25 protein-coding genes and 1 pseudogene are annotated in these 26,346 nt (G+C 70.0%); 15 read left to right on the forward strand and 11 right to left on the reverse strand.

Annotated features, from left to right (window positions below; all coding sequences use genetic code 11):
• Nucleotides 1–24 precede the first annotated feature (24 nt).
• Nucleotides 25–276 (forward strand): annotated as a pseudogene (locus tag AQI95_RS28905) (ATP-binding protein); the annotation flags it as partial.
• Nucleotides 277–783: 507 nt separating this feature from the next.
• Here AQI95_RS28905 and AQI95_RS45270 read toward each other — a convergent pair.
• Nucleotides 784–1,380 (reverse strand): pyridoxamine 5'-phosphate oxidase family protein, encoded by a 597-nt coding sequence (locus tag AQI95_RS45270; protein ID WP_341849484.1) that lies wholly within the window; start codon nt 1,378–1,380, stop codon nt 784–786.
• Between the two features lie 559 nt (nt 1,381–1,939).
• On the opposite strand from AQI95_RS45270, the gene AQI95_RS28910 reads away from it, so the two are divergent.
• From AQI95_RS28910 to AQI95_RS28920, 3 genes are read left to right on the forward strand one after another with little or no spacing between them, the layout of a single operon-like run.
• The gene (locus AQI95_RS28910; protein WP_244188874.1) at nt 1,940–2,410 is read left to right on the forward strand and encodes a hypothetical protein; all 471 of its coding nucleotides are present in this window, start codon (nt 1,940–1,942) and stop codon (nt 2,408–2,410) included.
• 3 nt (nt 2,411–2,413) lie between these two features.
• A complete protein-coding gene (locus AQI95_RS28915) occupies nt 2,414–3,529 on the forward strand; it encodes an MAB_1171c family putative transporter (RefSeq protein WP_208614286.1) in 1,116 nt (371 codons plus the stop codon).
• A gap of 31 nt (nt 3,530–3,560) precedes the next feature.
• Nucleotides 3,561–4,757, forward strand: coding sequence for an amidohydrolase family protein (locus AQI95_RS28920; protein ID WP_067130124.1), 1,197 nt, complete (start codon nt 3,561–3,563; stop codon nt 4,755–4,757).
• 39 nt (nt 4,758–4,796) lie between these two features.
• Here AQI95_RS28920 and AQI95_RS28925 read toward each other — a convergent pair whose 3' ends face one another.
• Nucleotides 4,797–5,684, reverse strand: a complete 888-nt coding sequence (locus AQI95_RS28925) for a helix-turn-helix domain-containing protein (protein ID WP_067130126.1) — start codon at nt 5,682–5,684, stop codon at nt 4,797–4,799.
• A gap of 835 nt (nt 5,685–6,519) precedes the next feature.
• Here AQI95_RS28925 and AQI95_RS28930 point away from each other — a divergent pair.
• The 10 genes from AQI95_RS28930 to AQI95_RS28975 all read left to right on the forward strand — a co-directional run bounded on the left by AQI95_RS28930 (nt 6,520) and on the right by AQI95_RS28975 (nt 16,203).
• Nucleotides 6,520–7,413 carry a helix-turn-helix domain-containing protein gene (locus AQI95_RS28930; protein WP_067130129.1) on the forward strand — a complete coding sequence of 298 codons (894 nt, stop codon included), beginning with the start codon at nt 6,520–6,522 and terminating at the stop codon, nt 7,411–7,413.
• A 2-nt stretch (nt 7,414–7,415) separates the two neighbouring features.
• The gene (locus AQI95_RS28935) at nt 7,416–8,114 is read left to right on the forward strand and encodes a zinc finger domain-containing protein (RefSeq protein WP_067130132.1); all 699 of its coding nucleotides are present in this window, start codon (nt 7,416–7,418) and stop codon (nt 8,112–8,114) included.
• A 164-nt stretch (nt 8,115–8,278) separates the two neighbouring features.
• Entirely contained in the window at nt 8,279–9,163 is an 885-nt protein-coding gene (locus AQI95_RS28940) for a WhiB family transcriptional regulator (protein WP_067130135.1), read from the forward strand.
• The gene (locus tag AQI95_RS28945; RefSeq protein WP_067130138.1) at nt 9,160–10,803 is read left to right on the forward strand and encodes a hypothetical protein; all 1,644 of its coding nucleotides are present in this window, start codon (nt 9,160–9,162) and stop codon (nt 10,801–10,803) included. The genes AQI95_RS28940 and AQI95_RS28945 overlap by 4 nt, the downstream gene beginning before the upstream one ends.
• A 272-nt stretch (nt 10,804–11,075) precedes the next feature.
• Complete coding sequence (locus AQI95_RS28950; RefSeq protein ID WP_067130141.1) at nt 11,076–11,312, forward strand: hypothetical protein; 237 nt, start codon at nt 11,076–11,078, stop codon at nt 11,310–11,312.
• Nucleotides 11,309–11,935: a plasmid mobilization protein gene (locus AQI95_RS49190; RefSeq protein WP_244188876.1), complete on the forward strand. Its 627-nt coding sequence runs from the start codon at nt 11,309–11,311 to the stop codon at nt 11,933–11,935. Before AQI95_RS28950 ends, AQI95_RS49190 begins: the two co-directional genes overlap by 4 nt.
• Nucleotides 11,932–13,653: a relaxase/mobilization nuclease domain-containing protein gene (locus AQI95_RS28960; RefSeq protein WP_067130144.1), complete on the forward strand. Its 1,722-nt coding sequence runs from the start codon at nt 11,932–11,934 to the stop codon at nt 13,651–13,653. Before AQI95_RS49190 ends, AQI95_RS28960 begins: the two co-directional genes overlap by 4 nt.
• A gap of 84 nt (nt 13,654–13,737) precedes the next feature.
• Nucleotides 13,738–14,175: a hypothetical protein gene (locus AQI95_RS28965; protein WP_067130147.1), complete on the forward strand. Its 438-nt coding sequence runs from the start codon at nt 13,738–13,740 to the stop codon at nt 14,173–14,175.
• A gap of 78 nt (nt 14,176–14,253) precedes the next feature.
• Nucleotides 14,254–14,976, forward strand: a complete 723-nt coding sequence (locus AQI95_RS28970) for a hypothetical protein (protein ID WP_067130149.1) — start codon at nt 14,254–14,256, stop codon at nt 14,974–14,976.
• Between the two features lie 552 nt (nt 14,977–15,528).
• On the forward strand, nt 15,529–16,203 hold the full coding sequence (locus tag AQI95_RS28975) for a hypothetical protein (protein ID WP_067130152.1): 675 nt from the start codon (nt 15,529–15,531) through the stop codon (nt 16,201–16,203).
• Between the two features lie 22 nt (nt 16,204–16,225).
• Here AQI95_RS28975 and AQI95_RS28980 read toward each other — a convergent pair whose 3' ends face one another.
• From AQI95_RS28980 to AQI95_RS29010, 7 genes are all read right to left on the reverse strand, one after another.
• The gene (locus tag AQI95_RS28980) at nt 16,226–17,011 is read right to left on the reverse strand and encodes an MBL fold metallo-hydrolase (RefSeq protein WP_067130155.1); all 786 of its coding nucleotides are present in this window, start codon (nt 17,009–17,011) and stop codon (nt 16,226–16,228) included.
• A gap of 165 nt (nt 17,012–17,176) precedes the next feature.
• Nucleotides 17,177–17,989 carry an SPDY domain-containing protein gene (locus AQI95_RS28985; protein WP_067130158.1) on the reverse strand — a complete coding sequence of 271 codons (813 nt, stop codon included), beginning with the start codon at nt 17,987–17,989 and terminating at the stop codon, nt 17,177–17,179.
• 16 nt (nt 17,990–18,005) lie between these two features.
• Nucleotides 18,006–18,281: a hypothetical protein gene (locus AQI95_RS28990; RefSeq protein ID WP_208614287.1), complete on the reverse strand. Its 276-nt coding sequence runs from the start codon at nt 18,279–18,281 to the stop codon at nt 18,006–18,008.
• A gap of 134 nt (nt 18,282–18,415) precedes the next feature.
• Nucleotides 18,416–18,769 (reverse strand): SPDY domain-containing protein, encoded by a 354-nt coding sequence (locus AQI95_RS28995; protein ID WP_067130343.1) that lies wholly within the window; start codon nt 18,767–18,769, stop codon nt 18,416–18,418.
• 571 nt (nt 18,770–19,340) lie between these two features.
• The gene (locus AQI95_RS29000) at nt 19,341–19,799 is read right to left on the reverse strand and encodes an NUDIX hydrolase (RefSeq protein WP_067130165.1); all 459 of its coding nucleotides are present in this window, start codon (nt 19,797–19,799) and stop codon (nt 19,341–19,343) included.
• Entirely contained in the window at nt 19,796–21,049 is a 1,254-nt protein-coding gene (locus AQI95_RS29005; RefSeq protein ID WP_067130168.1) for a DegT/DnrJ/EryC1/StrS family aminotransferase, read from the reverse strand. Before AQI95_RS29005 ends, AQI95_RS29000 begins: the two co-directional genes overlap by 4 nt.
• Nucleotides 21,046–22,047 (reverse strand): Gfo/Idh/MocA family protein, encoded by a 1,002-nt coding sequence (locus AQI95_RS29010; RefSeq protein ID WP_067130171.1) that lies wholly within the window; start codon nt 22,045–22,047, stop codon nt 21,046–21,048. The genes AQI95_RS29005 and AQI95_RS29010 overlap by 4 nt, the downstream gene beginning before the upstream one ends.
• 228 nt (nt 22,048–22,275) lie before the next feature.
• Between AQI95_RS29010 and AQI95_RS29015 the strand changes: the two genes are divergently transcribed.
• Nucleotides 22,276–23,640 carry a helix-turn-helix domain-containing protein gene (locus tag AQI95_RS29015; RefSeq protein WP_244188877.1) on the forward strand — a complete coding sequence of 455 codons (1,365 nt, stop codon included), beginning with the start codon at nt 22,276–22,278 and terminating at the stop codon, nt 23,638–23,640.
• A gap of 76 nt (nt 23,641–23,716) precedes the next feature.
• On the opposite strand, the gene AQI95_RS29020 is transcribed toward AQI95_RS29015, so the two are convergent.
• Nucleotides 23,717–24,823 (reverse strand): MmyB family transcriptional regulator, encoded by a 1,107-nt coding sequence (locus AQI95_RS29020; protein WP_067130177.1) that lies wholly within the window; start codon nt 24,821–24,823, stop codon nt 23,717–23,719.
• An 89-nt stretch (nt 24,824–24,912) separates the two neighbouring features.
• A complete protein-coding gene (locus AQI95_RS29025) occupies nt 24,913–26,271 on the reverse strand; it encodes a beta-ketoacyl-[acyl-carrier-protein] synthase family protein (RefSeq protein ID WP_341849485.1) in 1,359 nt (452 codons plus the stop codon).
• Nucleotides 26,272–26,346: the final 75 nt, after the last annotated feature.

A 26,346-nucleotide genomic window follows, 5' to 3' on the forward strand; every position in this document is an offset into this window, starting at 1 on the left:
GCATGACCGGGATGGGGAGCTGAGTCGGCCAGGCCAATGTACCTGGGCTGGCCCGAGCTGCTGACGAATGCCTGGAAGCACACGCCATGCGACTGCGAGCTGCTGGTGCGCGAGACGCCGGACGGCGTGCTGGTCGAGGTCACCGACTTCGCGGACGCGCTTCCGGCGCTGAAGGAACCCGCCGACGACGCGGAAGGCGGCCGGGGCCTGTACCTGCTGTCCGCCCTCGTCGAAGAGCTGGAATCCCAGCCACTCTTACGCGGGAAGCAGGTCTGATTCCGGCTCAGCCATACCGCTGCCGGTGCCGTCGAGGAGGGCCGGTGTTGACCACCCTGAGACAGTCCGACCCATCCTCATCTTCCAGTCCCCGCAAGCCAGTTCGACCATTCTCGGGTTGTCGGGACGCCCGGTCGCAACGCCTACACTCAAGGCCGTTTGCCCGGCGTCAGCTGCCCGCCACCTGGGGGTGCACGCAGCTGTGCGCCATACCCTCAGGCGCCGAGCGCGCGTCCGGTTCCGGCGAATGAAGAGGGGTATTCCCGTGCCCGAGAAGATCACCAAGGACAAGGTGCTGTGCTACGCGAACCGCGCATGAGAGCGCCTAAAAACCCGAGACCTCGCGACCCCGAGGCCGTCGGCCAAGGACGTCACCGCCGAGCGGGCGGCACGGGCCGGCCGGCTCATCAACGAATTCCCCGGGGACCGGGCAGCTCCACGACGGCCACGCACTTGCCCTAGGACGCCGAGGCCGGGCCGCGGCACATCGCCCAACGCATGCCCGCGCTACGCCGGAGCGCTTGGAGCGGGCCGGGGGTGAGGAGCACGGGCCTGCCCCAACGCTCGTTCGATCGAGATCCGGATGACCACCCGCTCGGGGTCGGGGGTCGGCGTTCGCCCATATCGCTCTCCGTAGCAGGCGACGGCCTCCTCTACCGCCGCAGCATCTGTGCAGATCTTGGCCGTACCTTCGAGCGTGGCCCAACGACCTCCGTCAACCTGGCACACCGCCACACGGGCCGCGCCACCGCCCATGAGGACGTTGGCGACCTTCCTACTGGATTTGCGGGTGATAACTCTGGCTATTCCCGCGTCGGCATCGATCGTCACTCCGACGGGCACAACATGCGGTCGACCATCGGGGCGCAATGTCGTCAATGTGCACAGATGGTACTCGCCCCAGAACTCTAGGTATTCATCGGACTGACTCAGTAGCGCGTTCGACATGGCCGAAAGCCTAACTGCGCCCATCACCCGAACCATCCCGAAGTGACCGCGCCCACACCTGCCCCAAGCGGGGACTTTGACCCAATTCGTCGACGTACGCCGCAAGGCAACGATGTCGAGATATCTCAGATCGATAACACACTCGACATCAAGCATTATATCTTGATGCGTTCACATCAAATCACAAAGACGCAGCTCAGCGAAGTCACCCGTAGGCAATCTAGGCCGATTTGAAACATTTTGGGGATCTTGATCAACTCCGGATCCATGCGAACCGATCATGCATTTCAAGCCATGGCTCGTGTGAATATCTACTTGCCGCCCAAGAGGTTCCCGGCGGCTCCATCGAAGCGGCTCACGCGCACTCACATCCTTGTTTGCTGCAGTGACATCGGCGTGCTGAGGCGAGCTGAGGGTCAGGCATGCGGCCATCGGTGCCTGCAGTCGCTTCCGGCGCTGGGAATCAGGACGTCATCAACGCGGGCGCTGCGTCGCCCCGGCTCGGGGGAGCCTTCTGCACGTTTGAAAGGGTTACTCAATGTGGTCGGGAATCAGTGGTCGCGACGCGGCTGATCCCAGCGCGCCTGCTCAGCGCCAGCCTCGCTCTCGCCGGCTCGGACGCTGGCGCGCAGCCTCGAACCGGACGGTAGAGCGCGATCTCCACCGCCGGCTACGGCGGGAGCTGCGTGACCTCGGCATCCGTCCCCCTCTGGATGTGGAGGAGCTGGTCAGGGCGCTTGGCGAGCGGCGGGGACGCCTGATCACCCTGCGCCCCTACCCGCTGGAGAAGCCCGGGCCGTCAGGTTTGTGGGTCGAAACGCCCGAGATGGACATCATCTTCTACCAGCAGGAGACGACGCATCTGCACCAGCGGCAGATCATCCTGCACGAAATTCTTCACATCCTCGTCGCCGAGTGGGAGGAAAGCCCGGAGGAAGTCCCGGAGAAGCCTGCGGACGACTTCGTCGAGGGCTGGGCCGCTCTCATCCCCGCGCTCGGTCCCAAACTGATCCGTCGAGTGGCCTACCGCTGCTCGTACGCGGACGAGAAGGAGTGCTCGGTCGAGCTCGCGGCGACGATCATCATGGAGTGGTCCTCGGTGGTCGACGCGCTCCCGCCTTTGTCGGAGGACCCGGAGGTCCGTCGGGTGCAGGCAGCCCTGGGCGACCGGCGGGGGTGGCTGTAGACCGTGGCGAAGTACTTTCTGCTGATCATCGCCGTTGCCGTTGTGTGGAGACTGTATCTGTGGTCGCGTGCCCCCCATGACGCTCCCACCCGGTCGGTGGCCCTCGCCTTCTTGAGTCTGGGTCTGTCGTATCCGGTGGCCATGCCGGCGGGCACCGCCGGCATCGAGACCGTGGCCGGAGACGACATGGCGAAGCTGGTCCAGAACCTGCTGGTGCTGTTGACGTGCTACTTCCTCATGTGCTTCTACCTGTACTCGGCCGACGGACGAGCAACGCGTCGTCGCGCCCGGCGGGAAGCCGTCGTCGTGGCTGTGATCGCGGCAGCGATCGCTGTGGCTGCCGCGACCGAACCTGACCGGGCGCTCGCCAACTCGTTCAGCAAGGCGGACATGACCATCTCCCAGGTCGCCGCCTTCTACCTCATCGCCGGCCTGTACATGATGTACGCGATCGGGGCGGCCGGATGGTGGTCCGCCCGGTATGCCCGTATGTCGCGACGCCCTCACGCCACCGGGCTGTGGATGACCGCGATCGGCCTCAGTGCGATGGCGGTGGCCTGCGCCGTCCGCGCGGTCTTCGTCGCCGTCCGCTTCAGCGGGGGTCTTGTGCCGCAATGGCTCACGACCTCGGCGGCGATCCTGCTCGTGGTGTCGAGCCTGCTCTTCGCCGTGGGTGTCACCTATTCGGGCGTCAGCGCGAGGATCACCGCCACACGGCTGTGGCTGCGCCGGCGCCGGGATCACCGTCGTCTGACCCCGCTGTGGCAGCTGTTGATCGAGGTCTACCCGGGCAACGAACTGAGAGCCGCGTCCCGCATGCCGTGGGATCGATGGCGGGCTCGTGGCGTGCACCGCCGATATCACCGGCGGATAGTGGAATGCCGGGATGGACTGGTCGACATCAGCCCCTACCTGGTGGATGGGCAGGATGAAACCGACCTGCTCCGCCTGGAGCCGGTCGAGCTGGCCAGACGGCTCCGGCGTGCCTCCGCCGCAATCCGGCAGGGCGTCCAGGTCCCACCAAGGGCGGTTCCTCTGGCAGTGCCGCAGGGGGACGACCGGGACTCGGATGTCGAGCAGCTGATCGCGGTGTCGGAGGCACTGCGGCTGACCGCGTGACCGTTGAAGAACAAGGGAGGCGAGAGGCGACATGCTGATCACCGCCGGCCGGGTCCTGACCGGCTCCGGGACGTACGTGGAGGACGGCGCCGTCCTCATCGAAGGTGACTCGATCACCGCCGTCGGGCCGCGCACGCAGTTCGCGGACCACAACGGTGCGCACGACCTCGCGTTTCCCGATGCCACGGTCGTGCCTGGGCTCATCGACTCCCACGTGCACCTCGTGTTCGACGGCAGCGCCGACCCGGTGGCCGCCCTCGAATCGAGCGACGAAGAGCTGCTGCATGACATGCGCCAACGCGCGCAGCAGCTCCTGTCGAGCGGCGTGACAACGGTACGTGACCTGGGAGACCGCAACGGCCTGGCCCTGCGCCTGCGGGAGGAGATCAGCCGGGGCGTCGCTCCCGGCCCCCGCATCGTGGCTGCGGGCACACCGCTCACCACGCCCGGAGGCCACTGCTATTTCTTGGGCGGCGAGGTCTCCGGCGAGGCCGCGGTCCGTGATCTCGTAAGGCGCAACCTGGCGGCGGGGGCCGGGGTGATCAAGGTGATGGCGACCGGGGGCGGTCTGACGAAGGACGGGCCGAGGAGCTGGCAGAGCCAGTTCTCCGCGGAAGAACTCCAGGCTCTGGTGGACGAGGCGCATCAGGCCGGCGTACCGGTGGCCGCGCACGCACACGGGGCGGACGGCATCGCGGCGGTCGTGGATGCCGGCGTGGACACCATCGAGCACTGCACGTGGATGACGGACGGCGGGGGCTTCGGCCTGCGCCGGGATGTCCTGGAGAAGATCGTCGAGCGGGGCATCGCGGTGTGCCCGGCCGTCAGCCCGCACTGGCACATGGCGGCCCGCTTCTTCGGCGAGGAGCGGACGCAGATCCTGTTCGGGCAGGTCCGAGAAATGGCCGAGGCCGGTGTCCAGCTCATCGTCGGCACCGACGCCGGAGTGCAGCGGACCGGGTTCGACGGGTCGCTCACCGGGGCACTCAGCTTCTACGCGCACCTGGGCATGCCGACCGACAGGGTTATCGACATGGCGACCGCCCACTCGGCCGACGCGCTCGGACTCGGCGGGTCAACCGGACGCATCGCACCGGGGCTCCGCGCGGACCTGCTCGTCGTCGGCGGAGATCCGCTGGCCGACCTCGGAGCGTTCAAGGAGATCCGTGCCGTGATCGCGGCAGGCCGCGTGCACGAGCCGGGATCACCGGCAGAGCAGAAGCGTTAGCCACGCCTCCGGCCCGTGGCAGACAGACCACGGGCCGGGCTACTGCCCGGCCTCCGCCTCCTTCTGCGCCATCTCCACCACCAGCTCGTTGACCAGCGCCAGCATCTTGGGCGGCAGGCCCCCGGGTCCCAGACCTCGGGCCCTCACCCTGCCGACAGCCCCTTGTTTTGCGGCGGCCAGCAGCTGGAGCCCCTCGTAGACCTGGGCGGCGACAGCCTCATCGGACTCGAAGTACAGCGGTGACACGCCGACGACTGCGGCCAGGGCAGGCAGCACTGCGGGCAGTGCCGTGTCTGTGACACCGGTCCGGAGATCGCGGAAGTAATCTTCGGTGAGGATCTCCGCCCCCATCTGAGCGTTCACCTGGGCCGCCATCTCAGCGTCCAATGGGGGGCCCTGGGGCCCCGGGTACGAACACTGAAGGATCAGCGTGATCTTCTCGGCGAGTGAGCCCGGCGGCCTGCTCAAGGCCGACGCTTCGGCTCCCCTGCGGGCTCCTGCCTCCCCCGCTGCCGCGATGGAACGGTCCTCGGCCCGGCGCAGCTCTTCCTCACTCACCCCGTATCGCGCGGCCAGGGCCTCGACATACCGGTCTTTGAGCCGGCGCTCGCCGCGCTCGGCTCCCGCGACCGGGCCGGCGCTTTTGGTCCCGATCACGTCGGCCGTCTCCTTTTGGTAGAGACCGGCATCGCAGCGCAGATCGGCCAGGTCGGGAAGTCCGGTACGCGGGAACAGATCGTCCAAGGGGCTCTTGAGCGCCGTCGCGAGGGCAGGCAGCTTCTCCGGATCCGGTGACGACTGGCCCGACTCCCAGTTCGCGACCGCGGTATTGGACACGCCCAGCTCTGCGGCCACGTCGCTCTGCTTGATCTCGGCAGCTCGCCGTACCGCGCGTGCACGGTGTCGGTCGAAGTGACGGGCAGGCATCAGGACCTCATTTTTCTCCAAGATGAACCAGATTCATCTCGTTGACTTTTCGTATGAGTGGGAATAGGTTCAGCTTAGCGAAAGTCGGGCGGCTTCGTACAGGGCTGCTCCGGCTTCGGCCTCTTCAGCGGCCCCGCGGGTTGCTGGAGAGGCTCCGCACCCGCGCGAGAGGTTCCCTCTCCGGGGTGCGGCGCGTTCCACCCACGGGTCCGGGACTGGCAGTCGCGCCTCGGGCTCATGGTGGGCGTCCTCCCCCTGCTCCCCCGTCCGGAAGTCCGAGCCATGCCACAGCAGCGCCGATTAGCCAGATGGCCGGCCCGCTCGGCACGCATGGCGTGACACGCGCCTCACGCGCTCCTTCGCCCTGCTGGGCACCCCCACCCCCGCCGGTCCGGTGGGGACAGGCCGCCGCTCGGCGAGTTGTACAGGGTTTGTGAGTCAAGTCTGGACCTTGACACCGGGTCGTGCGTATGTTCGTCGTCCCCCGGGCACCCTGCCCGGGGGCCCGACATAAGGAGCGCGTCCGGTAGCGACGACGGATGAGTCCACATAAAGCGACGGCGCCCGAGAGCGGCTACTCCCGAACGCCGAACGCTCAAACGGCACACGCCGCCCCGGCTAGGGCGGAGATTGCCCACCATCACCACGCTGATCCCTTCCACGGGGCGCGTCAGCGTGGCAACACCAAAGGGGATTGTTACATGCCTCCTGCCCTGCGCGAAAGGTCCACTGGCCTGGCCTGCGCGGCAGCCGCTTCCACCTCGGCGCCTTCCCACCCCGAAGCGGAGCACACCACCACGGCTTCGGCGAACCGCCTCGCGTCCGGGAGCGGCCGATGAGCAGCGACGCCCGCGAGTGGGTGTGGGAGCACAGCACCAGTAAGGGAGCCGCGCGTCTGGTCCTGCTGTCGATCGCCGACCGAGTGGCCGACGACCAGTGCGTCTCCTGGGCCTCGCTGTCGAGTCTGGCCAAGCGCACGCGTGCCTCGGCCTCCACGGTGCGCGAAGCCGTCGATCGCCTCGTCGACGCTGGTGAGCTGGAGCAGCTCGACGACCTCATGGGCCCCCAGCGCAGCACGGTCTACCGCCTGCCTCTCGCCGCCGTAGCGGTCGCGCAGACCCTGCAAGAGCAGCAGGAGGAGGACAGCGACGCGGCAGCGTCGGACGAGCCCGCTGCCACTCCGAAACTCCGGCTCTCGGCACTGCGGCGGTACGGAATCCGCCCGCGTGAGGTGCCGGAATCCCCCGCGAGGGTCCGGAAACCGGCAGTACCGGAAACCGGCAGGTCGAAGCGGAAACCGGCACAGCGACGTACCGGCCACCGGCACAACGATGTACCGGCCACCGGCACACAGAACCGTAGTGAACCTGATTTGAACCGGAGGTACAGCAGTGGTGGTGCTGCCGTCACCTCGGCTGCCGACTGGCAGGTCGACCCAGCCAGCCACACCTGGGCCCGCCAGCAAGGACACCTCGACCGCCTCGGCGAGGAGGGCCTGCGGACGGCCGACGCGAAGTGGCGCGCCCACCGCGCCGGGTTCAACCCCCGAACGGCGGCTGCCTGGGCTGCCGACTGGCGCTCCTGGATCGCCCGAGAGCACGCCCCGACCCGCCCGAGCCTGTACGCCCTGCCCGGCGGCGGGCCCGCCCCGACGGGCGGCATGACCCGCGCCGAGGCCCACACTGCCGCCCTCCTCGCCGCCCTCGGCGAGCCGACCGGAACGGAGTAGCCATGGACCGCCGCGAAACCGCCGCCCTGCTGGCCTACATCGGCCGGCTCGACCCCCGCACCATCCGTACCGACCAGGGCGAGGCTGGCGACCAGCTCGCCCAGTGGCACGAGCTGCTCGGCAACGTGCCGATGGCCACGCCGCACGGCTGGGACGCACGCATCGCGGCCCGCCAGCACATCCGGGTCTCGCCGTACCCGATCGTGCCCGCAGACATCGGCCGCCCGTGGGAGAGCTACCGGCGCGACCGCCTGCACCGGCACACCGACCCGACACCGTCAGCCGACCCGGACGACCAGGCGGCCTGGACCGCCGAACTGGTCGGCAACCGGCACGCCGTCGCCGCCGGAACCGCGCAGCCCGGGCACTACCGGCAGCTCGAAGGGCGCCCGGTCGACCCGAAGCTGAAGGCGCGGCTGCGGGCGATCGGTTCCTGCATCCCGCAGGAGGCCCGGGCCGCCCTCGCGCCCTACCGGCCCGCCCGTGCGGCACGCGAGGCGGCCGTCGCCCAGGGCGCGCCCGACGCGCTCTCGGTCCCGTGCCAGTGGTGCGAGGCTCGGGTCGGCGAGCCGTGCCGCCGTCGGCGCATCGACCTCAACGGCGCCGCGCGCGGCAACGTACCGCGCGTCACCCCGCACCCCGGCCGCCTGGACCTCGCCGCCCGGCAGGCCCAGCAGGTCCGGCCGCCGGCGATGGTCTGACCTCCCGCCCAGTGGTGCACCACGCTCGGTGCACCCCGCGCAACACCACCGTCCCGTCCCCTGCTGCGGCGCCCCTGCCCCGGGCCGCAGCAGGCACCCGACGCCGCGCCATCCCACCGCCGGCCCTCCGGCCGGCCGACGCGGCAGCACACCGGAGACCCCTCTTGCGCAACATCACCACCCACGACGCACCGGCCACCGGCCTGCGCGGCATCGGCGACACCAGCTGGCACGCCCACGCCGCGTGCCACGGCATGGACCCCAAGGACGCCGACGCCGCCTTCCACCCGCTGCCCCGGGACAAACAGGCCATCGACAAGGCGAAGGCGCTGTGCGGCCTGTGCCCGGTCCGCCGCGACTGCCTCAATCACGCCCTGGAGAACGATCTCAAAGAAGGCGTCTGGGGCGGGGTCACCGCGGCCGACCGTCGCAAGCTGCACAAGGGACTGCCCGCACGCCTCGACTACGGCCGCATCGCCGCCTTCCTCAACAACAACCGCGACGTGCACCTGACCGAGGCCGAGCGTGAAATCGTCATCGACCACGCCTACGCGCGGGCCTGGCGTACCGACCGGCTCGCCAGTGCCCTGAAGATCGGCTACAAGCACGCCCAAGAACTGCTGCGGCAGGCTGCCGACAGAGTCGTCAAACACGACCAGATCCTCGATGGGCCGCCGAATCCGTACAAGAAGAACGAGCAGGCGAGGCAGACCGACCCGGCAAGCAGCCAAACCGCAGCGGCCCAGCCCGCCGCGAAGCAGCCGGTTCCCCGCCCAGCGACGCCGGGTTCAGCGGCTCCGGAAACGGCCAGCGGTCCCACCCCTCCGGCGGACGCCGGCCCCGCCACGGGTGTGCACAGGCCGGTTCCAGCACGTTCCGGCCCCGCCTCCCGGCCAGAGCAGCCGCCGCAGAAGCGACGCCGCTCCTCACCCCCGGTCAAGGCCATCGACCGCGCAGCTGGGCCTGGAGACACACGGCCCGAAGGCTGGCACCAACTCTCCTTCCTGGAAGCGGCGTTGGCTCACACCCCTGTTGGAAAGGCTGCATGACACACCTCATCCCGGTGCCCTTCGGTACGGCCCCACGTCCGTCCCTGCTCGTCGGCATCGGCACCGCTGTTGCCGTGTTCGCCCTGGCCCTGACCGTCTGGGCGATCCGGCGCCGGGCCACGCGTACACAGAAACGTCTCGGCAACCCAGCCGTGCTGGTTGCAGCACTTGCCGCACTGGGCTGCACCGTCTACAGCGCGGAAACCAGCTGGCGCTTCGCTGCCGACTACCTCGACATTGCAGGCACCGCCGAGCGAGTCTCCATGTTCGCCGCTGCGGAACTGGCACTCTTCGCAACCGCGCTGATGGCCCGGCAGAACCTGACCACCCAGGGGGCCCCCGGGGTGCCGGGCACCCTGGTGTGGGTCATCACCGGCGTGCAGGTGATCCCCGCCTACGCCGAGAGCGGACCCATCGGCGGCACCGTACGCGCCTTCGCTGGCCCTGTCCTGGCCGCGGTGCTCTGGCACCTCGCCATGGGCATCGAACTACGCCTGCGCACCCCGGGCGCCGCCTCGCACGGCCTGATCGCCACCCTCGGGCGCGAAGCACGCGAGCGTCTGCTGTCCCGGCTCGGCATCGCCGTCCGGGACCGAGACGCCGCGCAGATCACCCGCGACCGCGCCACCGCCCGCGCCGTCGCCCTCGCGGCCCTTCTCGCCGAGCGCACACCCGAGCAGCAGCGGAACCGTCGCGGGCGACGGCTCACGCGAAAGCTGTCGAAGACGATCGGCCGGGCCGCGGTCGGCACCGACTCCGTCCAGCGCGCGGCACTGCTCGACCAGCTCGCCGCCCGCCGGCACGCCCTCGCGCTCGCCACGATCTCTCTGCCCTCGCCCTGGTCCCCCCGAAAAGACAACACGGCAGCCGCCGTGGTCCCCGCACCGACGGTCCCGAACACCACGGTCCCCGTAGGCGGTCCCCGCATTGACGACGAAACGATCGGGGACCTGGGACCGCACGGTGAAAGGGAAATGGTCCCGAGGACCGGGGACCGTGACGCAGGGACCGAAGACGGAATCGGGGGGCCAGAGTCGGGGACCGGGGACGTCACACCGCCGTCCGCCCAGGAGGCAGAAGGATGCGAGGGGACGGCCTCCGCTTCGGCCGAAGTGCCTGCTCAGGCCCCTGAATCGCACCGGGGACCGAAGGACGCCAAGTCGGGGACCGAACCCACCGGGGACCGGGGACCGAGCACCACCAACACGGGGACCGAACCCACCGGGGACCGGGGACCGAGCACCACCAACACGGGGACCGAACCCACCGGGGACCGGGGACCGAGCACCACCAACACGGGGACCGAACCCACCGGGGACCGGGGACGCCCGGTCCCCCTCCGGCGGGCGCCGAGCACGAAGTCCAAGAAGGTCAAGCGCGGTAGTCGGCCCCGTAACCGGCAAGCACAGCATCTGCCGCACGAGGTACAGGAGTCCGTGGACCAGCTCGCCGGGCAGGTCCGGCCCCACGTCCCAGCCCTGCTCGCACGGGACGGCAACGAGACCGTCACCCGGGTTCAGCTGCGCGAGATCCTCCGACAAGAGGGCCTCAAGGGCATCCGGAACGACCGGCTGAGCCTCGTCCTCCAGCAACTGCGGAGCGAGGAAGGCGTCACTACGGCGAGGAGCACGACCCCATGAAGACCTGCCGCCGATTCGACGTCTGCCGAGAGGAGTTCGAACGGGAGATCCTCTTCCTGAGCACACACGCCCAGCGGCATGCAGACAGGCCGTCCGGGAAGGCCAGTGCGCTGTACGCCTCGTCGGCGAAGAGACGGATGGCACGGGCACTCAGCAATCACATCAACCGCTGCCTTGAATGCGGTTGAACCGGAAGCACAGCAGCTCAGAGCCTCGATCCGACTTGGGGTCCCGGCTGTGCCGGGACCCCGCCCCTTACCGGAAGGCACCCTGTGACCCACCTCCCCGCTCGCTCATCCACCCCCACGGCCGCCGAAGCCGGCGCTTGGGCGGACGTCCTGGTCCGCCGGCGGCTCCTGCACGCAGCGGTCCGCGCCCCGAACGGCCAGTGGCTCGTCCAGCACGCGGCCGACAGCCCTGTCCACGTCCTCGCGGGACCGGCCGACCTTGTCGAGCTGGCTGCCGCCATTCAGTACCGCATCCACTCCACGAGGCCCGATACCCTGTGACGAACCCGAACGAGAACCGCAACGCCCCGGAACCTGCTCCCGACCTCAACTCGATCCCGGGGCGAGCAAGTTGGGGCGGAAGCTACGCTTCCGCCAAACCCGCCCCCGAGAGGGCGGGCCAGGACCTGCACCGGGGGGCGCAGGTCCTTCAGGCTTCGACCGGGGGCGGATCGAAGCCGGGGCAGGAGGAGGAGCAGACCGACCGCCGCGCTCGCCGACAGCGTGTTCCTCGCGCCCGTCAGCGTCCGCGCCAGCCGCCCGAGAAGAAGCGTCTGCACCAGCCCAACACACGTTTCAATTCAGAAGAGTTCGCCCTGATCAAGTCCGCCGCCGCCCAGTGCAATCTGTCCGTCGCAGGCTTCCTCGCCCGCTCCGCGCTCGCCGCCGCCCGCGACCTCGACCGCACCAGTACCGAGATCGCCGACGAACGCGAAGTGATCACCGCCCTGTTCGACAGCAGGCGTCGGCTCGGCTGGGCCGGCAGCAACCTCAACCAGGCAGTCAAGGCGCTCAACTCCGGTGCCGAGGCTCCCCAGCTCGAAGCGGCCGTCGCCGCTGTACGGCGTGCCGCCGACACCGCGCACGAAGCCGCCACACGGCTGATCGAGCGCCACGGCTCATGATCCCCAGCGTCAACCCGTCCGGGTCAGACACCAGAGGTCTCCTCTACTACCTCTACGAGACCGGCAAGTACGAGGACCATACCGACCCCCATCTCGTCGCCTCCTTCGACGGCATGTCCCCCGACCCCGGCCGCGACCCGAACGCCACCCTCAAGGACCTCCAGCAGCTCCTGGACCAGCCCGTGATGGCCCTCGCCAAGCACGCCCGCCCGGCCAAGCACGTATGGCACACCTCCGTCCGCGCCGACCCCGGCGACCGGATCCTGTCAGACGAGGAGTGGGCCGACATCGCCCGCCGCATCGTCGCCGCCACCGGCATCGACCCTGGCGACGGACAGTCGGGCTGCCGCTGGGCCGCCGTACGCCATGCCGACGACCACATCCACATCGTCGCCACCCTCGTCACCGAGGACGGCCACCGCCCCGACGACTTCCGCTCCGGCGCCCGCGCCCAGGCAGAAGCCCGGCTCATCGAGAAGGAACTCGGCCTCCACCAGGTCGCGCCGGGCGACGGCACCGCCGCCCAGCGGCCCACCAGCGCCGAACGCCACAAGGCCGAACGCCTGGGCCGCGAGCGCACCGCGCGGGAGGAACTGCGTGAGACCGTACGACGCGCGGTGGCTGGCGCGACCAGTGAGGAAGAGTTCTTCGACCGGCTGGCTGCCGCCGGCCTCCTCATCCGCAAGCGGGCCGCCCCGTCCGGGGACCTGCTCGGCTACAAGGTGGCCCTGCCCGACGACCTCAACAAGGACGGCGAGCCGGTGTTCTACCCCGGGGCACGTCTCGCGCCCGACCTGTCCCTGCCCCGGATCCGGGAACGCTGGTCCGCCGCCCCCGACGGCCAGGACGCCGAACCGGCCGATCCGCTGCCGCGCACGGCACCAAAGAGTCCGGCCGCCGCCCGTCGTCGCACCGCCTCCGCAGCGTGGCAGGCCGTGCTCGTCCTCGAGCACGGCAACGACGCGGTCGCAGCCGCCCACATCGCCTCGGCCGGTGAGGTCCTGGACGCGCTCGCCAAGACCTCCGCCGCCCACACCCGAGCGGAACTGCGAGAAGCAGCCTGGGCATTCGAGCGGGCCTCACGCTCGCATGTCCGGGCCGAACGCGGGCACGACAGGGCACTGCGGCAGGCCGCCCGCGACCTCATCCACAGCGGCCCCGCCCTCGGCCGTGGCGAAGACGGCGCCACGACGGCCATGGCGATCGACATGCTCTTCTTCCTCATCACCGCCGCCATCCACTGGCACGCGAAGAAGGGCCACGCCCAGCAGGCCGCCGCCGCCCGCCAGGCCGCCGAGCACCTGCGTGCCGCCTACCAGGCCGCCGCAGCACAACCCCTCGGCGTCCTCTACCAGCGCGGCCGGCGCCTTCACCGCCCCCTGCTCAACCGGCACACGACAGTGCTGCGCGAGGCCCTGCCGGAGCTGGCCGACCAAATCCTCGCCGAGCCCGGCTGGTACGCGCTCGCCGCCACCCTCGCCGACGCCGAGGCCGCCGGCCACGACCCGGCCACCCTCCTGGTCGATGCCGCCAGGCGACGGGAACTGAAGACGGCAGAGTCCGCCAGCGACGTCCTGGTATGGCGCCTGCGCCGCACCGCCGGCCTGCCCGCCGACACCAGCGACACGGTGACCGGCCCCCACGCCGCCCAGCAGTCGGCATCCCGAACCGGGCAGCGGACACCGGGCCAGCCCGGGCCGAGGCACAACCGGTCGTGACTGTGGACTTTGTGAGTTGAACTGGTCAGAGGTACTCGGGCACGATCATGACGCGTGCAGGACGAGACGAGGAGGATGTCCGGAGTGTTTGACCGAATACGCCGCCGCCGTGCGGCGGAGCCCAGCGAGATACAGCGCCGGCACTTCGAGATGTGGGCACAGCTGGAGGGCCAGGTCCCGCCGGAGGTCGAACGCATGCAGGCCGCGATACAGCCGGCAGCGGTGGTGGACGACTTCCTCCCGCCGGAGCTGCGCATACCGAGCCACGACCAGCTCGACGGCCGGATGATGCCCTGGTCGTGGCCGATCGTCCTCGACGACGACGTCGTCGCCTGCGCCGAGTGCGGCGCCTACCGGGACTGGATCATCCTCTCCACCCACGACCAGATCTTGCTGCGCTGCCGCGCCGGCCACCAGCAGCACGAGACGCGTCTCGACACCGCCTGGTACAACCGGCACGCAGGCCCCGCGGACTCGACGCACGCCACCTTCGAGGACTGCCTGCGCCACCTCGGCCACTGACCCCCACTCCTACCACCCCACCGGGCCCCAGGGCTCGCACTGACCACTCGTCACCTAGCACCAAGGGGTCAGTTCCGCATGCGCGTTCGCATCACCACCAGCGTTCTTGGCGTCACCGCCGTCTCCGCCCTCGGCCTCACCGCTGTCGCGGTCCTCGCCCTGCCCGCCTGCTCCGCCCGTACCAGCAAGGCAAAGCCCTCAGCCACGGCCGCCACCCGCACCGGGAAGCCGGCCTTCGCCTCGCCGAAGGGCGCTCCCCTGTCATCGGCCGCGATGACGACGCGCCTGCTCGACGAGAACGACCTCGGCAGCGGCTACACCCGCAAACCCGAAAGCCCGTCCCAGCACGACGACGTCAACGTCCTCGGCTGCCCCGCCCTGAACGGCCTGGGCTCCGACGCGGCCACCGGTGGCCCGCTCGCCTTCCCGCACCAGGCGAAGGCCGACTTCACCTACACCGGCAGCAGCAACTCGGAGGTCTCCGAGGAGCTGTACAGCGACACCGCCGCCAGGCTGTCCGCCGGCACGAGCAGGATCTTCGACGCCATGACCGGCTGCCCGCACTACCAGCTCCTCGTCGGCGGCACCACCATCGAGGTCGCAACGCAGCGGCTGACCGCGCCCCGGCTCGGCGACGAGCAGTGGAGCCAGCTGCTGACGTTCTCCGCCGACGGGCGGGACACCGTGGTGAAGCAGACCGCAATCCGCGACGGAAGCGTACTGGTGGACGTCTCAGGCTCGCCGGCCCTCGTCGACCGTCATCTCGGCAAGGCCCTCGCCAAGGCGACTGCGGCGCACTGACCCCCGTACAACGCCATGGTGCCCCCTGACTCCGGCCAGGGGGCACCTGCCCCTCGTCACAGCTACGGGCTTGTACGGCAGTGAGGCCGCGTACGGAGCGGGTACGTCAGCCGAGGACCCATAGGTGGGCGGAGCGGTCGACGGGTTCTCTCGGAACGCCTTCAGGTATAGGCGAGCGGAACGGCTGGCTGCGGGCGCGGATCATGTGCTGCATGGGCTGCTGTTTCACAAAGCCAAGGGGCAACCCTCCGCCGCCGTCAATTATCGCCTGCGCACCTAGACGAGCACGTACGTCGCCGTTGCCGACGCCGCGCCCACCATCGGCATCGCGATGCCGGTCGAGGCCGAGGACCCGCTCTGTTTGTAAGCACTTCCGTGGGCTCCAGTGCGTGGCTGTGAAAACAGGTGCTTACAGACACCCGCTCGCCTGCCAGGGCGTCGAGGGCCTGACGGCTGTCCCTGTGCGGCAGATGGCCTGAAAGCGCTGGCGCGCGGGGATCCGTCACCGCGTTTTCAGGCGTGCGGCAGCCGGCGGTGGGGCACACTCGGGCCATGGCCTTTGACCCCGATGCTGTCCTGCCCCGCTTCGTCGGCCAGTACCAGGCTGCCCACAACGGCAGCGACCCCTACAGCGACGCGTGGCCATGGGCGGAAGCGATCGTCCGTTGGCACCAGGATCAGGATCCCCCGGTGCTGCCCGGCCGCGGCTTCTCCCTCGGGGACGCCCCGCAGGCCCGCGAGCATCTGGTCGCTGCGGTCGCGGAGTCCCTCCGGATCCTCATGGCATGGAGCGGCGCCGCCATCGGCGACCTGGACCTGTCCCACCTCGGCTCTGAACTGCGCATCCTGCTTGAGGCGGAAGACGACGACGGTGCCAGGCTCATGCCCGGCAGCAGCGGCTGGCCGGCACCCACCGGGCCGTACGCCGGCCGCTGGCACGCTCTGATGCACATGATCGGCAGCGACCCGGAGCAGTGGGCCCTGGTACGGCGCTCCGTGTCCCGCGCTTTCGACAGCCTGTTGTGGCATGCCCGCCACCTGCCCCACCTCGCCGACGGCGCCTACAACACGGTGCTGGACTACCGGCTGCGGCTGGCCCAGAGGCCCAGGGGCGACTACCGGTCGCTGGCGGAGGTCGCCCTCTCCCTGGGCATGTCGCCCGTTCCCGTCCGCGATCCCCGCTGGTATCAGGGATACGACCTCATGACGACGGCCGAGGCCAGCTGAGCGCCGGCCACACCTGCGCGGTCTACGCGTCCGGTGTCCCCCGGGTCGGCTCCACGGCAGTGAAGGCGAACTCCCGCCACGCTGTGCACAGCTCCTTGAACTCGGCCCGCAGGGCCGCCCGCCCCTCCTCGGGGACCACGGTGGCGGGGTTGAGGAGGTACACGTTGTCCTTGTAGAGGGTGAAGCCGACCTTCTCCCATGCTGCGGCGATCTGCGCAGTCACCCGGTTCCATTCGCCTTCATCGGGCTTCCAGCCGTTGTCGCGTTCGGAGATCCCCGGGGAACAGGTGACGGCGCGGCAGCCCGGAGCGAGTCGGTTGATGGCCTCGGCGGCGAGGACCGGGCCGAGACCGTGTCCTCTCCACTCTCGGTCGAGGGCCACACGGTCCATGACCAGGAGGTCGGTACCCACGTATTCGAGCTGCTGCTCCACTTCGTCGGTGAAGTAGCCGGTGTCCTGGTCGAGAAGCACCTCGGCGATCTCGTACAGCTCCTGGGACTGCTCCTCCATGGCCCACCAGGCGTTCATGCCCTGGTCGAGGCGGATGCGGTAGAAGGTCATGCGCCCGACCTCGACGCCCTGCTCCTCGAAGGCCGCGCAGTCCCCCTCGCAGTATTCGCCGGGGGAATCCGGGTCGTTGAGGACCGGGCAGTGCTTGTCGTCGTGCACCTCGTACCCGTGCCGGATGCTGATCTCCCACTCCTGCACGGTCTGCTCGTGCGGGTCGTCCTGCAGCCCGTGGTCGTAGATGTACTTCAAATGCAGCTGCGACGGGTCCCCCGGCAGGTGCTGAGCGCTCTTGGCCATGGCGCCGAGCCTAGTGCCGCTCCGCCCGCGTGTGCGCCGCCATCGCGCCGGTCTCGTCGGCCACGGCCACGTCGTTCAACGGCTCCGATCAGGCGATACTGCACCAGGACCTTGGTAACGGTCCTCCTTCTCGTTTCTCGCGGGGTGTGTTCACGGACCTTGCCATCAGCTGGCCGGGGCTCGCAGAAGCCGGTCCCGGGTGGTCTCGGGCAGCACCCGACGCAGGACCGGCGCGGTGGAGCTGAGGGAGCCGGCGAACGCGGCGACGAGGTCGTCGGGTGTGCTGGCGCTGAAGGAAGCGGCCCACAGGAACGGCGTTCCCAGCGCGGGCTGGGCCCACGCCTGCCACCCAGCCGGGCCCGCCCCGTCCGCCAAGTCGGCCAGGGCGCACGGGTCGGCGTCCTGGATGAGAGGCGGCGCCTCGCCGAGGCTGAGGTACGAGGTGAAGGACGGGTCCATGGCTCCCGCGCCGGGCTGGTCGATGTCGCGGATCCAACCGTGCGCCGTCACGGCGTCGAGGACCACCCCAGGCGCGCCGAGCGGCACGGCGGGCTGTGCGCTGGCGTCCAGTGCGTTGAGGAAGTCGGCGAGGACCTCCCCGGGAACGTCGGGGGTGAAGTAGGCGGACCACGTGGCGAGCGGGCTGCTGGTGTCCCCGCGGGCCGAGACCTGCCAGGCGATCGGCAGCTCCCCGAGATGGAACGGCTCGTCCGCCAGGACCCATTGGGCCCACCGCAGGGTGTCGGGGCTGATGTGCAGGACGGTGCTGCGCAGGACCTGCCGGTCCTCCGGCGCCTCGTCCGGCTCCTGCCGACCGCGGACGATCACCAGGCTCGTCCAGCCGAGACTCGACAGGACGTCGGCGACGGCGTCGTACAGACGTCCGTCGTCACCGGCCAGGTGCCGGGGACCGACCCAGTAGGCGTCCTGTGCCTTGTTCGGGGCGGACGGGAAGTCGGGGAGCAGGGGCGCCTCCAAGGTGGTGGTGGGGAATCTACTTGCGGTTGGCAATACGGCGTGGTCGGCGCGGGGGCGCCTGGACAGGGCCCTGCCAGGCGAGCCGGACCGCGACCTCAGGCGGCAGATGCCCGAGCTGGGTGTCCGCATCCCGCCCCTCGGCGAGATAGACGACCGTCTGCCCGGTCTCATCCGTGGCCTGGATGACCTGTTCGAGGCGGTGCGCCATCGGGAAGAACGGATTCATCGCCTGCCGCACCAGGGCGCTCCGGTCGCAGTCGGACAAGAGGTCGATCAGATCTGCGACGGTCATCTCTGAATGTTCCGCGCCTACCATGGGCGGCCTCCTAACGAAAGGGAACACGAGTACGACGGCAGGCCGTGAGCCCTCCGCCTGCGGGTGAAAAATCCCTGCGGCGGGGACTGCCATGCGGGCCTGATGAGGCGTCACAGGCGCCGGGATGTCTCCAACAGGCGTGCTACTGCGGCGGCGACGATATCGGCCGGCGTCTCCACGTCGAAGGAGATGTGGTAGCCGGGGACGGTGGCCGTACCGGTGACGGCGATCTTCCACCCCTCTCCGTCGGTGCCGGGGCGGCCGATCGGAAACCATCCCACGTACAAGCGGCCGTCCTTCGAGCTGACGTGCACATCGGCACGATCATCCACGACCAGGTTGAAGTCGTCCGTGGAGAACTGGTCCATGACGATTGCAGGCTGTCCCGGGCCGAGCTGCCACTCACGCAGCCGCAGAGCCCCGACAGTGGTGGAGAAACCAGGACTCACGGGAGTCACGGACAAGGAAATCACCTCTCTGACCTGGTGGTTTTCCGGGAAGGTCGTCTAGGTTGACATGTCCCGGCACGCTTGGCCAGTCATTCGCGGCTCAATCCTGTCTGCCCCGGGCGAACTTGCCCGATGCCATCGAACCCCTGGCATCCGCGATTCCGTGAGCAATTCCGCGTGACCATGAGCACCGATCGAGCATTTCCGTGGTTAGGTGAGCAATGGATCTCGTGACCTGCGACTCCTTCGCGGCTGCCGACCGCGAAGTCGGTTCCCATCGCACCAGATTGCTCATGATTCGGCGACGGACTCCGCCGTCAGCGCTGCTCACTGCCGACAACACCGCAGGTTAGGAGCTCGCGAGTGCTCGCCAGCCTGCGGAATCTGCACCATCAGAGTCCAGGGGGAGCTCGAATGCCGCCTGATGACGGGAGCAGGGAAGGCAGTCACCCTGCCTCGGCGCACCGCCCGAGCGGGGCGAACGGCTGGCGACCATAGCCTTGCGCGCCCCTCACGCAGGGAAGGGCTCCGGTCTGCATCCGCCCTTCGGGCGGTACGGACCGGAGCTGGCCGGGCGCGGCGGCTGTCAGGCGGTCGTCTGCCGCCAGGTGTCGAGGACGGCCTGGACGGCGCTGGAGACTTGAGCCTGCTGGCCGTTGTCCGCCCACAGGTGGGCATCATGCTCGCTGAGCTGCACCGTCCGCCCGGTGACGGTGGCGGCGAAGTTGTACTGGCGGGTGCGGCGGCCCGAGCCGGAGCGGTAGTCGAAGTGCCCCAGATAGGTGTCGACCTCGGTCACGGTCAGGCCGGTCTCCTCGGCGACTTCCCGCTCCAGGGCCTCGATCAGGCTCTCGCCGGTCTCGACACCGCCCGAGGGCAGCTCCCACAGCCCGCCGAGGTAGTCGTCGGCCGGCCGGTGCAGCAGCAGCACCTTGCCGTCCTCGCTGGCGATGACGCCGCCGACGACGGTCTTCTCGATGCCGTCGCGCGCGGCGGTGCGGGCGAGGTCGTCCAGAAGGTCGGGGGTGACGGTGGAGGAGGTCACGTCAGGTCCTTCGCGTGGGTTGCGACTTTGGCGATGGCGGTGGTGTAGGCGTCGACGAGGCGGACGTCGTCCGCGCCGCTCCAGACCGGCAGCTTCAGTGTCGTGGCGTGCACGTGCTCCGCTGCCGGGAAGCCGTCGGCGGGCTGGTGGTGGCCGTCAGCGTAGCCGGGCAGCAAGGATCCAGGGGCCTGGAAGAGCGGATGCGTGTGCAGCGGGCAGGTGGAGCCCGGCTGATCGGCTTCGGTGGCGCCTTCGGCGTGGAGGGCGTCGAGGAACCGCTCGATCGGCAGGCCGCCGAGTTCGGCGGGCTCGTAGCGGAGCGGCAGCGCGTACCACGACGCCCGCGCGGCGGCCGGTACGTCGGGGACGCGGATGCCGCGGACGCCGTCCAGGGCGGCGCACATCCGGGCCGCGATCGTCTGGCGCCCGGCGAGGTGGTCCTCCAAACGAGTGAGCTGGGTGCGGGCGAGGGCTGCGGCCAGGGGGTGGATGCGAAGTTTCAGTCCCATGCCGGTGACCGCATAGCGGGCGAGCGGGTGGGTGGCGGGGATCTCGCGACGGCACCGCTTGTTGTACTGGCCGTGGAGCAGCACCCGGTAGTACAGCTCAGTCTCGTCGGTGGCGACGAATCCGCCCTCGCCGGCGGACAGTGGCTTGGGCCCGTTGAGGCTGAACGCCGAGGCGGTGCCGAAGGTGCCGGCCATCTTGTGGTTCCAGGTGGCGCCGTGGGCGTGGGAGCCGTCCTCCAGCAGCATCAGCTCGTGTTCGTCGGCGAACGAGGTCAGCGCGTCCATGTCCTCCGGCAGCCCCCACAGGTGCACGGCCACCACCGCCTTCGTCCGGGCGGTGATGCGGCGTGCGGCGTCTTCCAGGTCGAGCTGGCCGCGGTCGTCGACGTCGACGAGGACGGGGTGGGCGCCGAGGTGGAAGAGCGGGGTGGCGGTGGCGTGGAAGGTGAGTGCTGGGACGATGACCTCGTCGCCGGGGCCGATGCCGGTTGCCGCGTACATCGAGTGCAGCGCGGCCGTCCCTGTGCAGGTGGTCACCACGTGCCGGACACCGAGGTAGGAGGCGAGCGCGTCCTCCAGATCGGCGATGACACCGGAGCGGTCCGGGATGGAGACGGCCGTCTCCATCTGGGCGGCCACGGCCTGGCGATCGGCCTCGGTGATCAGCGGCCACGTGAAGTGCGGGCCCGGCGCCGTGACGGCCGGGGTGCCGCCGAGCAGGGCCAGCGTGGAGTCATTCATGCCAGGTACTCCTTGGGGGCGGCGGGGCGGTTGGTGGTGGCGGAGGCGTAGGCGGCGGCCAGGAACGCGGCGTGCGGCAGGTGCTCGGCCGGGCCCGAGGGGTTGGTGGCGGTGCCGTCGAGGACGCGGCAGAAGCGGTCGATCAGCGCGGCGGGCAGGCAGGGCCAGGCCGGCTCGCGCAGCAGCGACTCGACAACCTGTCCGGCCGGGTCGAGAAGGCGCACGACGCCGCGATCGAGGGCGAGCGTGCCGTGGGGGCCGGTGATGGCCAGGCGCTCCGTCCTCGGCCCGGCCGAGCGGGAGACCAGCAGCGACCCGTACAGCCCGCGGTCGTAGGCGAGGTGCACGAGGGCGGTGTCCTCCGCGTCGTACTCAGCCTCCGGTGCTGCGGCGGCCGAGATGTCGGCGAGGACGCGGTCGGGCAGACCGAGGTACCACAGGAGCAGGTCGATGAGGTGGTAGCCCATGTCGGCCAGGCACCCGCCGCCGGCGAGCTTCGCACGGCCACGCCAGCCGGCGGCCGGGTCCGGACAGCGGAAGGTGTACCGGCCCTCGACCAGGTAGGGATCCCCGATGCGTTCCAGCAGGGTGAGCGTGGCCGCGTAGACGGGGTGGAAGCGGCGCTGGACGGTGACCATCAGCGTGATCCCCGCCTTCTCGCACAGCGCGGCCAGCTCGGCGGCCTCGTGCGGGTCGGTGGCGAACGGCTTCTCCTTCATCACGTGCACCCCCGACTTGGCGCACGCGGCAACCACTTCCCGGCCGACGTGGTGCGGCACCGCGACAACGACGAAGTCCGGCCGCACTTCCTGCAGCAGCTGGTCGACGTCGGTGAAGCCCGGGACCTGGTGCCTGTCGGCCACGGCGGAGACCCGGTCGGCGTCCACGTCGCAGACGCCAGCCAGCTCGGCGAGATGACACTGGGCAAGGCCGGGAAGGTGGTCGCCGGTGGCCTGGCCACCGAGCCCCACCACGGCGGCCCTCTTGCGTACGGTCATCCCTCACATCCCCTTTCAGATGCGCGGCGGCGACCCGCTGTCCGGGCCGCCTGCGCTTCGAGGACACTGCGACCAGCAGGGCGGCGGCAGGGGTGTTGCCGTGGGCCGCAAAGCCGTTTGCATCCGGTGCAAAGCCCCCTGTCCTCGGGCGGCCGGTGCCGCTACGGTGTGCAGCGGCGCACTCCCGGCGAGCGGGGGACGGGTATGGACGCGGTCACAGCACAGTCAGTGCCAGCGGCAGACGGCAGCCTGGGCGAGTTGATCCGGCGTGCCCGCAAGAAGCAGGGCCTGACCCTTGTTCAGCTCGGGAAGTTGACCGGCTACTCCGCTGCCCAGGTGTCCCGCTACGAACGGGGCGTCTCACCCTTGACGGACGTCACCGTGCTGCGACGCTTCGCCGACGCCCTCGACATCCCGCCGCAGGCCCTTGGTCTGACCGCCCCGCCGGAAGTCCGGCACGGGCGCAGAATCGGGCCAACTGCCGCCTACCCGCGCCTTCCGAGCCCTAGGCTGGCGGGGACAGCTCGTCCAGGAGACGGGGAGGATTCGGTGCGGCGCAGGAAGCTGCTGGCCAACCTTGCGGTCACGGCTGCCGCGGCCGTGGGCGCCCCGATCCTGCCCACCGGCAAGACACCCGCCGCCGAAGCCGCTGTCGGAGAGGTCTTGGTCGCGCGTGTCCGCGACGCCATGCTCGGCCTCCACGCCGACACCGCCGTGCCGCCGCCGACGGTCCTGCGCACCGACCTGGCCCGCGCCTTCACCGACTTCCATGCCTGCCAGTACAGCAGTCTCGCCATCCGACTGCCCCGACTCATGTACGCCGCTCACGCCCGCGCCGCCGGTGACGACGCCGTGGATGACGGGCTGCTGGCCCACAGCTACTTGCTGGCCACGCGCATGCTGATCAAGCTGGACGAGCAGCAGCTCGGGTGGATGGCCGCCGACCGTGCCCGCCAGGCGGCTGAAGCCGCCGGCGAGCCACTGCTGGTGGCGGAGGCCGCGCGGCAGCTCGCGGTCCTCGCCCGCAAGGCCGACTGGCACGAGCAGGCACTGTCCATCGCCCTGGCAGCCGCCGACCACCCCTCCCTCCACGGTGGGGATCCGGCGCTCGCGGCGCAGCGGGGGCTGCTGATCCAGTCCGCCGCTTACACCGCCGCCCGCGCTGGCGACGCGGTCGGCATGCGGGAGCTGACCGGCGAAGCCGCCGCGATCGCCAAGGAGCTCGGCCCAGCCGCCGTGCTGCGGGACCACGGCGGAGGATTCAGCCCCACGACCGTCCAACTGCACCTGGTCTCCGCCGAGAACTCCGCCGGCGACCCCACGGCGGCGCTTGCCGCAGCCAAGGCCGTGGCGCCCGGGAGCCTGCCCAGTACCGAGCGCCGCGCCCGCTACTACACCGACGTCGCCACCGCCTTCGCCCGCTCGGGCCGCCGGGACGAGTGCATCCGCGCGCTCCTGGCCGCCGAGCACCACGCCCCGGAAGAGACCCACGCCCGCCCGGCGGTGAAGTCCCTGGTCTCCGGACTACTGGTCTCCGGGCGGACGACCACCGAGCTGCGGGGCCTCGCCGCGCGGGTCGGCGTCCTGACATGACCCCCTGGCCGTAGGCAGGCGGTCCATCGCCTCGCTCAGCTGCACGAGCCGAAAGCCTGAGCAGGGAGGAAATGGTCTACTGCTTCCAGGAGATGGTGGTGGATGGCTCTCCGTCAGCCCCGGCGGCCACGAGCGCATGGTCTACGGAGTAGGTGATAAAGGCGCGGCGGGTTGCTGCGGGAAGCGCGTGGTCCCACTGGTGGCGGGCGTGGCCTGGTGAGACCGGCAGGGGCTGGTCTATCTCGATGCCTTCTGCGACCAGGACTTCCTGTGCGAGGGCGAGTTTGCGCAGTGATTCGGGGGTGAAGATGCGGTCGACGACGGCGTCGGCGACGCGGCTTTCCAGGATCTCCGAGGCGATGGTCACGCAGTTGTCAGGGCACTGGTAGTGATCATTGTTGGCGGTGAGGTCGAGGTTGCAGGCACCGCACCGGGCGATGCCGGCGAGGAGTGCTCCCTCGAATGTGGTGGCCGGTTGCTGTACTTGGGCAGTCGGCACTGGAGTAGAGCTGTGGGGCAGGGTGTGGGGGAGGAAGTCCACGGTGAGCAGGTCCGGGCGGCTGGCGGGGACCATGACGGCGCATTCCCAGATGGTGTAGGGCCCTTGTGCTGTGCGCCAGATGAGGCCCTGTCCGTCTGGCTGGCCGGCATCGGGGCAGGCCGTCTCCCACAGCTCTGAGGGGAGGTCCGCGCGCAGGGATTGCAGGTCCGGGTCCTCGGGGTCGGCGGTCAGTGCATCCCGCAAGGCAGCGGTGTAGGCGGCTGCGGCGTCCTCCCAGTTCGCCAGGCGCCGCCGGGCTCCCTCCTGGTGCAAGATCCATCGCAGCATGCTTGCCCCGGGAGCAGCGCATTCCGGCAGCTGGTCGGCGAAGAACCGGTTGCAGTCCACCACGCGCCAGGTGTGGTCCACCACGAGCGCGGGATAAGGCTTCCCGTGCAGGAGGGCACGCTCGATGCCGGACAGCGGGGTTCCCTGGACAGCGCAACGAGGGCGTTGGTCCTCCGGGACATTCAATGCGTCGAGAACGGCGGAGAGTGCGCGACTTCCCGGCCAGCCACGGCCCGATTCCAGCATGTCGTAGCGAAGTTCAGAGATCCCCGCGGCCTGTGCCACCTTCACAGCGGACAGTCCCGCTTTCATGCGGTACGCGAGGAGCACTTCTCTGATGCCGGTGGAGATCACGTCTAATCCTTCAAGAGGGGGGGCGGAAGGGGGCATCCCGGCGGCCAGGCCGCGGGACTCTTCGTGCGAGGGACGGGCTGTGGCGAGGCTCAGCCGACCTCGCTGTGCATGTCGGTGTAGCGGCGGAAGGCGAGGACGGCGTTGTGGCCGCCGAATCCGTAGGAGTTGCTGAGCACCAGATCCCCCTTCTCCGGCAGGGGGCGTGGCGCGTCAGCGACGATGTCGAGGTCAGCGCCTTCGTCCGGGTTGTCGCAGCCGATCGTCGGCGGGATCAGCCGGTGGTGCAGAGTCAGGACCGCGGCGACCGCCTCCACTCCGCCGGCGGCACCTTGGAGGTGTCCCAGGGCGCCCTTGGGCGCTGTGACCGGTATGGTCGCGCCGGCTCCGAACACCTCCTGCAAGGCGAGGGCCTCGGCGGCGTCACCGGCCGGGGTCGCGGTGGCGTGCGCGTTGACGTGAGCCACCTCATGCGGTTGCGCCCCGGCATCGGCCAGGGCCTTGTGCAGGGCATCGACGATGCCCGCTCCGTCGGGCCGTGGGGCGACCATGTGATGGGCGTCGGCCGACAGGCCCCAGCCGGCGGCCTCGCCGTAGATCCGGGCACCGCGGGCGCGGGCGTGTTCCTCCGCCTCGAGTACCACCACTCCGGCGCCTTCGCCGAGGACGAACCCGTCGCGCGCCTTGTCGAAGGGCCTCGATGCGGCCTCAGGTCCCTCCGTGCCGGGGGACAGGGCCCGCATGGCGGTGAAGGACGCCATCACCGACGGTGTGATCACCGCTTCCGTGCCGCCCGCGAGCACGATGTCCACGTGGCCGTCCCTGATCCGGTCGATGGCCTGCCCGATCGCCTCCGTTCCCGAGGCGCAGGCGGACACCACGGTCCGCGCCTCCCCGCGCGCGCCGAGGTCGAGAGCCACCTGAGCCGCTGCACTGTTCGGGACGACCATGGGCGCCGTGTGCGGGGAGACGAATCGCGCGCCCCGTGCCGAGAGGGTGTGCTCTGCCGCGACGAGCACCGGAGCCCCACCGACGATCGTGCCCATCGACACCCCGACCCTCCCCGCCGCAAGTACTTCGTTCCGGATGTCCTCCGTACCGAATCCGGCATCGCCCCATGCCTCACGGGCCGCGATCAACGCGAACTGCGCGCAGCGGCTCATGGTCCGCATCTCACGGCGCGACAGCAGCTCGGCCGGCTCGACGGCAACGGGAGCGGCGATGCGCACAGGAAGCCCGTCGAACTCCTCGTCGTGAAGCTGCCGGACTCCGCACCGGCCCTCCAGCAGCCCCTGCCACGTGCCGGCCACATCAGACCCCAGCGGAGTGATCGCCCCGACACCCGTCACGACCACACGACGCCGGCCTCCCGAGGGAGACTCCGCACTGGCTGGCGAAGGGGGGATTGCGAGGTTGGTGATGTCCGCCACTGCGTCTCTCTCGAGTTCCACGTCGTTACGCGTACGACGATAGACGAACAAGTACCTTGATCGTAAATTTGCCGAAATTTACCTTGTATTTACGTA

The sequence above is a fragment of the Streptomyces yokosukanensis genome (assembly GCF_001514035.1).
Lineage (GTDB): Bacteria > Actinomycetota > Actinomycetes > Streptomycetales > Streptomycetaceae > Streptomyces > Streptomyces yokosukanensis.

Excerpts from the sequence above, each read along its gene's own strand:
- AQI95_RS28970 (WP_067130149.1), top strand. The coding sequence starts at position 14,254 with ATGCGCGTTCGCATCACCACCAGCGTTCTTGGCGTCACCGCCGTCTCC.
- AQI95_RS28960 (WP_067130144.1), top strand. The coding sequence starts at position 11,932 with ATGATCCCCAGCGTCAACCCGTCCGGGTCAGACACCAGAGGTCTCCTC.
- AQI95_RS28930 (WP_067130129.1), top strand. The coding sequence starts at position 6,520 with ATGAGCAGCGACGCCCGCGAGTGGGTGTGGGAGCACAGCACCAGTAAG.
- AQI95_RS29010 (WP_067130171.1), bottom strand. The coding sequence starts at position 22,047 with ATGACCGTACGCAAGAGGGCCGCCGTGGTGGGGCTCGGTGGCCAGGCC.
- AQI95_RS29005 (WP_067130168.1), bottom strand. The coding sequence starts at position 21,049 with ATGAATGACTCCACGCTGGCCCTGCTCGGCGGCACCCCGGCCGTCACG.
- AQI95_RS28945 (WP_067130138.1), top strand. The coding sequence starts at position 9,160 with ATGACACACCTCATCCCGGTGCCCTTCGGTACGGCCCCACGTCCGTCC.
- AQI95_RS28980 (WP_067130155.1), bottom strand. The coding sequence starts at position 17,011 with ATGGCCAAGAGCGCTCAGCACCTGCCGGGGGACCCGTCGCAGCTGCAT.
- AQI95_RS28925 (WP_067130126.1), bottom strand. The coding sequence starts at position 5,684 with ATGCCTGCCCGTCACTTCGACCGACACCGTGCACGCGCGGTACGGCGA.
- AQI95_RS45270 (WP_341849484.1), bottom strand. The coding sequence starts at position 1,380 with ATGCTTGATGTCGAGTGTGTTATCGATCTGAGATATCTCGACATCGTT.
- AQI95_RS28975 (WP_067130152.1), top strand. The coding sequence starts at position 15,529 with ATGGCCTTTGACCCCGATGCTGTCCTGCCCCGCTTCGTCGGCCAGTAC.
- AQI95_RS28990 (WP_208614287.1), bottom strand. The coding sequence starts at position 18,281 with ATGACCGTCGCAGATCTGATCGACCTCTTGTCCGACTGCGACCGGAGC.
- AQI95_RS28920 (WP_067130124.1), top strand. The coding sequence starts at position 3,561 with ATGCTGATCACCGCCGGCCGGGTCCTGACCGGCTCCGGGACGTACGTG.
- AQI95_RS28935 (WP_067130132.1), top strand. The coding sequence starts at position 7,416 with ATGGACCGCCGCGAAACCGCCGCCCTGCTGGCCTACATCGGCCGGCTC.